This is a genomic window from Bradyrhizobium sp. PRIMUS42 (assembly GCF_023006515.1).
Taxonomy (GTDB): Bacteria; Pseudomonadota; Alphaproteobacteria; order Rhizobiales; family Xanthobacteraceae; genus Bradyrhizobium.
In genome coordinates this window covers 1-5,526 of sequence record NZ_JALBGZ010000438.1, presented here as the reverse complement: position 1 = coordinate 5,526, position 5,526 = coordinate 1, and the positions used below count along the sequence as shown (strand labels likewise).

At 64.5% G+C, this 5,526-nt stretch carries 5 protein-coding genes and 2 pseudogenes; 3 read left to right on the top strand and 4 right to left on the bottom strand.

All coding sequences use genetic code 11. The features are described from left to right. Positions 1-472, top strand: a pseudogene (locus MOV75_RS25955) (ATPase); the annotation flags it as partial. Between the two features lie 235 nt (positions 473-707). Here the strand turns inward: MOV75_RS25955 and msrA are convergent. The 3 genes from msrA to MOV75_RS25940 all read right to left on the bottom strand — a co-directional run bounded on the left by msrA (position 708) and on the right by MOV75_RS25940 (position 2,539). Continuing rightward, entirely contained in the window at positions 708-1,223 is a 516-nt protein-coding gene (gene msrA, locus MOV75_RS25950) for a peptide-methionine (S)-S-oxide reductase MsrA (protein ID WP_246929978.1), read from the bottom strand. A gap of 132 nt (positions 1,224-1,355) precedes the next feature. Next, positions 1,356-1,778 carry an OsmC family protein gene (locus tag MOV75_RS25945; RefSeq protein ID WP_246929977.1) on the bottom strand — a complete coding sequence of 141 codons (423 nt, stop codon included), beginning with the start codon at positions 1,776-1,778 and terminating at the stop codon, positions 1,356-1,358. Positions 1,779-1,861: 83 nt separating this feature from the next. Next, complete coding sequence (locus MOV75_RS25940; protein ID WP_247006835.1) at positions 1,862-2,539, bottom strand: VOC family protein; 678 nt, start codon at positions 2,537-2,539, stop codon at positions 1,862-1,864. A 200-nt stretch (positions 2,540-2,739) separates the two neighbouring features. Here MOV75_RS25940 and MOV75_RS25935 point away from each other — a divergent pair, with 200 nt between their 5' ends. Both MOV75_RS25935 and MOV75_RS25930 read left to right on the top strand, forming a co-directional pair. Further along, the gene (locus MOV75_RS25935; RefSeq protein WP_247006834.1) at positions 2,740-3,447 is read left to right on the top strand and encodes a hypothetical protein; all 708 of its coding nucleotides are present in this window, start codon (positions 2,740-2,742) and stop codon (positions 3,445-3,447) included. A 326-nt stretch (positions 3,448-3,773) separates the two neighbouring features. Further along, positions 3,774-4,205: pseudogene (locus tag MOV75_RS25930) on the top strand (helix-turn-helix domain-containing protein); the annotation flags it as partial. A gap of 57 nt (positions 4,206-4,262) precedes the next feature. On the opposite strand, the gene MOV75_RS25925 reads toward MOV75_RS25930, so the two are convergent. Then, positions 4,263-5,526, bottom strand: a 1,264-nt coding sequence (locus MOV75_RS25925; protein ID WP_247006833.1) for a molybdopterin dinucleotide binding domain-containing protein, incomplete at its 5' end; no start/stop codon positions are given.

The following is a 5,526-nucleotide window of genomic DNA, read 5'->3' as shown; positions in this document are numbered from 1 at the left end:
CGCAACGGGCCTGCCGCTGCTGCGCGAAGAGCTCAATCGTGCCGGCGACGCGCGCTTCCTGCCGCGTTTTCTCCCGCTGCTCGGCGAGCTCGCCGCGTGCTGCCTGGAGGCCGGCCAAATCGAACGTGGCCTCGAAATGATCGAGGACGTCCTCGCCCGTTGCAACGACCGGCAGGAGCGCTGGTATCTGCCGGAGCTGATCCGCATCAAGGGAGAATTGATGCTCAAGAGCCCGCGGCATTCGGAGCACGCCGAGGCCCACTTTCGCGAGGCGATCGACATTGCCGTCGAGCAGGGCGCGCGCTTCTGGGAACTGCGCTGTGCCGCCAGTCTCGCGCGGTTCATGATGGCCGCAGGCCAGAGCGCGGAGGCGCTGGCCATTCTGGAGAACGTCACCGGATCGTTCGCCGAAGGATCCGAGATCGCCGACATGCGCTCGGCCCGCGAGCTGATGGCGCAGCTTAGGAACTGACCGATGTGCGCTAACGGGGAATTTCGTTAGGTTGAATCGATTGCCGCGGCTTTACTTGCCTCTCCCGCTTGCGGGAGAGGTCGGCGCGTCCGGGCGATGCGAAGCATCGTCCCGCGCGCCGGGTGAGGGCTTTCTCCTCTGGGGGATTGTCCCATTGCGGAGATACCCGACCCTCTCGCGCAAGCGGGAAAGGGCGTGCAGCTCCGTCGCGGCAACGATCAAGCCTTTTTCTTCATCAGCCTCCGACAGCAGCCGCGCGGCGCGGCAGCTTCCAGCCCGGCCGGATGAAGTGGCAGGTGTAGCCGTCCGGATAACGTTCGAGATAATCCTGATGCTCGGGCTCGGCTTCCCAGAACTCGGCTGCGGGCGCGACCTCGGTCACCACCTTGCCCGGCCAAAGGCCCGACGCCTCGACGTCGGCGATGGTGTCTTCGGCGATCCTCTTCTGCTCCTCGCTCGTCGTGAAGATCGCCGAGCGGTAGCTCGTGCCGAGATCATTACCCTGGCGATTGAGCGTGGTGGGATCGTGGATCTGGAAGAAGAACTCCAGCATGGTGCGGAAGCTGGTCCTTGCGGGGTCAAACATGATTTCGATCGCCTCAGCGTGACCTTCGTGATTGCGATAGGTCGCGTTCTTCACGTGCCCGCCGGTGTAGCCGACCCGGGTGGAGATCACGCCCGGTTGCTTGCGGATCAGGTCCTGCATGCCCCAGAAGCAGCCTCCGGCCAAAACTGCGCGCTCTGTCGTCATATCTCCGCTCCCGATTGATTGCTCGGTCCGTTCTGTGCCCCTAGCATAGGCTCTCGGCCACCCGGCCGAAAGCCATGCTATTGACGCGTATCCACCTGTGCCCCTAGGCCCGGTGGACCCGGGATGCTCACCTTAAGCCAGCTTGGCGTCGAGGGTGATCGCTGCGTTGAGCACCTTCGACACCGGGCAGTTTTTCTCTGCCTCGCCGGCGATCTTGGCAAAACCCGCATCGTCGAGGTTCGGCACCTTGGCGCGCAAGGTCAGCGCGGATTTGCTGATCTTGAAGCCTTTGCCTTCGGGCTCGAGGGTCACGGCGGCTTCGGTCGAGAGTTCGTCGGGCGTGAATCCCGCCATCTGAAGGCCGAAGGCCAGCGCCATCGTAAAGCAACCTGCATGGGCCGCTGCGATCAACTCCTCGGGATTGGTCCCCTTCTCATTCTCGAAACGCGTCTTGAACGAATAGGGCGTCTGCGCGAGTACGCCCGATTCGCTGGTCAGATGGCCAGTTCCATCGCGACCGGTACCTTTCCAGACGGCCGTTGCTTTGCGGATCATGTCAGTTCTCCCTGTCGTTTCAGTACCGGGCTCCTTACCGGAGCAAGGCGACATTGGCGTGGCGGGCGAGCAACGTTGCGGCTTCAGCTCGGCAGAGGTTGGCCGGCCTGCTCGCGCACAATGTGATCGGCGTACCATTCCGCCCAGTTCTCATCATGTCCACCGGTCCGCCGCTCATGTTCGCCATGCGCCGCCGCCGCCCGGTGGAGTGCGGCCGCCAACTCCGCCTGCGAAGCGAACGTCGTGCCGCCGCCCGCGATGCGCCCCGGCAGTCGCGTTGTCACCTCCTGGAACAGCCAGCCGTTGCCGTCGGGATCGCTGAACGATGCAAAGGAGCTGTAGCTGCCGCGGTTGGGGTCGGCGCCACTGATCCGAGTACTGCCGAACAGGTACGGCTCGTCCGGCCCGGCGTGCACGTCGCCGGCACCGTGGAATGGCATGCTGACTTCGACGCCGCGGTCGAGCAGATCCCGTCGTGCCGCCTCCAGATCGGAGACAATCAGGTACAGCCCTCGCACCGAGCCGGGTGCGGCGGCAGTCACATTGTTTCCGAAGATCACCGAGCAGGCCGAGCCAGGCGGGGTGAACTGGATCACACGCCAGTCGTCTCCCGAGGTGAAGTCCGCGTCCAGCCGCCAACCAAGGCGCGCGTAGAACGCCTTGGCGCGGTCGACATTGGACACGGGGATCACGACGACTTCGAGCTTCCAGTCGGCACTGGGCGATGTCGAGAGTTCGGGATCGGTTTCGATAGTGGTCATGTCGAGCTCCCTGATGTGAGCACGCTACTCCGGATGAGAAGGGCCGCTATGCGGCGGCGGGCGTCTGAGCGGCCTGAATTGAGAGTATCTTCAAAAGGATACCGCCGCCCGCCCGGCTCGCAAGTCCTAACACATTCTAACACGCCAAGCCGCACGCGCGCCGCCATGGTGGAGACATTGCTCGGTGGACATGGCGGGACATGGCGCTTCTAGACGATGTGATCGATGCCAGCGGCGGAATGACCCGCTGGAACAGCTTGAGCCGTTTCACGCTCCACCTTTCCATTGGCGGAACGCTGTTCGCCAACGCCGGACATGCCCGGGAATTCAAGGACGTGACCGCGGAGGGCTCGACCCGGACACAATCGCTCCGCTTCACCGGCATCACCGGAGGCGAACGCTCCGGCTCTTTTCAGCCCGACGCGATCACCATCGAGAAGCTGGATGGTGAGGTCCTGCAGACCTGGAGCAACCCCGTCCCAGCGTTTGCCGAGGCCGGCTCGCCCGCGCTTGCGGACGAGCTGCATCTCGTCTTCTTCTGCGGTGTCGCGATCTGGAGTTATCTGACGATTCCATTCCTGCTTGCTCACCCCGATGTCGTGATCGAGGAGCTGTCGCCTTGGCAGCGGAGCACCGAAACCTGGCGCCGGTTGCGAGCGCAATTTCCGCCGCACCTGGTCACGCTCGCGTCGGAGCAGATCCTCTATTTCGACCAGAGCGCCCTGCAGCGGCGCGCGGATCACGCGCTCTTCGGGATGAAGGTCGCACACTCCTCCTGGGCGCATGACAATTTCGGCGGCATCGTGGTGCCGACGCTTCGACGCATTCAGGCCATCCAACCGGACGGATCCGTGATCGCCAAGCCCGTGCTCATGGATGTCGAGATTTTCGATGCCGTCTTCGAGTAACGCCGACGGCTTCAAGTTTGGATCGGATTTGCGAGCATCGAACGACGCGCTCCTGCGGCGGGCTGTCGCACCCAAACGCAGACGCACAGAATCTAACAGATCCTCATCACCCCTAACGGGCGTCACGGCCGACCCAGCCCTATCCTCCGAACATGGAAAGCATTGGTTTGCGCGTCTGCCGGCGTCGCAAACAGGCGCAAGCCAGGAAAGGACGAGCGATGTCGAACAGTTTGCAGGCGGCGCATGCCGATGGTCCGGGCGACGCGCGGGATCCCGAGATTCTTCGCCGTACACCGGTCATCGCCCGGGACAGCCAATGCACGGGGATGGAGTTGCCGCGCGTCAGGGTCAATGCCTTGCCGAAATGGCGGCTGCGGCGCGTCGAGCAATATGTCGCCGATCATTTCGACCGCTGCATCAGCCTGTCCGAGCTCGCCAATGTCGCCGGCCTGTCCAGGATGCACTTTGCAGCACAATTCCGCGCCGCGACCGGCTACCGCCCTCGGGAATATCTGCTCCATCAGCGGACCGAGCATGCGAAGGCGCTGCTCGCAACCACAGAGCGTCCATTGGCGGAGATCGCGCTGGCCGTGGGCTTCAGCACGCAGGCGCATTTTTCGACCGTCTTCAAGCGCATCAGCGGCGAGTCTCCGGCGCGCTGGCGCCTCGCCAGCAAGGGTGAAGGGCTCGCGGTCGAAGCACCTCCGCGGCGTCGTCCTTCTGCCGATCGCGATTGGATCACCAGCGCAGCCGCGTAAGCACACGGCAACGCACCGTCGAAGGGACGCTGCGCTGCGTCCGCGGCACGCCGCTCCCTACACCGGATCGAACGCGCGGATCGGCGGCAGATTGCCGGTGAACTTCTCGACCTCGACCGCCGTCAGCTGACCGGTACAGCCCTGCGCCAGGGATGAGGTCCCGATGTCGCGGGTGAGCACGTTCGGATTGCCGTGAACGCAGAGCGGCGCCTCGTCCTCGGGATCCATCGGATCGTACCAGGCGCCGGTCGGAAGCTGCACCACGCCGGGCGCGATGCCGTCGGTGACGTGGACCGCCGCAAGGCACGCGCCGCGCTCGTTGAACAGGCGGATGATGTCGCCATCCCTAATGCCACGCGCGTTCGCGTCGACCGGGTTCATTCGCGCGACCTCGCGGCCGCGATGTTTCGCGGCAAGCGAATGTCCGCCGAAATCGAGCTGGCTGTGCAGGCGCGTCACCGGCTGGTTGGCGACGAGGAAGCATGGCGCTCCTCGCTTCGGCATGTCGGTCTTCTCCAGCCAGACCGGATGACCGGGACAATCCGCGTCGCCGTGGCCTGCGATCTTCTTCGAAAAGATCTCGATGCGGCCGCTCGGCGTCGGCAGGCCATGATTGACCGGGTCTTCGCGAAAACGACGCAGCCGGCCGCCGTCATCGGGCTGCTGCGGCACGACAAGGCTGCCGCGCGCCCAGAATTCGTCGAAGCTTGGGGCTTCCAGACCGCGCCTGGCAAGCGAGGCGCGGGTCGGCTCGTAGAGATACTCAAGCCATTGCCGCGATGTACGTCCCTCGGTGAAAGGTTCGCGAGCTCCGAGACGATCGGCGAGATCGGCGAAGATATCGTAGTCGTCGCGCGCAAGGCCGAACGGTTCGGCGACCTTATGCATGGCGACCATCAGGGGATCGTTGGTGGAATAGCCGATGTCCTCGCGTTCGAGCGTCATCGTCGCGGGCAGCACGATGTCGGCATGCCGGGCCGTGGCGGTCCAGGCCAGCTCGTGCACGACGAAGGTGTCGAGTTGCGCAAACGCCTTGCGCAGGCGGTTGATGTCCTGATGGTGATGGAAGGGATTGCCACCGGCCCAGTAGACCATGCGGATGTCCGGATAGGTCCGCGTCTCGCCATTGTAGCGATAGGTGGTGCCGGGATTGAGCAGCATGTCGGCGATGCGCGCCACCGGAATGAAATCGGCGACGCCGTTGCGGCCCTGCCCCAGCGTCGGCCCCGGCACGTCGTTGACACGGCGGCCGTAATAGCCGATCGCCCCGAGCGAATAGGCGTAGCCGCCGCCGGGAAGGCCGATCTGGCCGAGCGCTGCC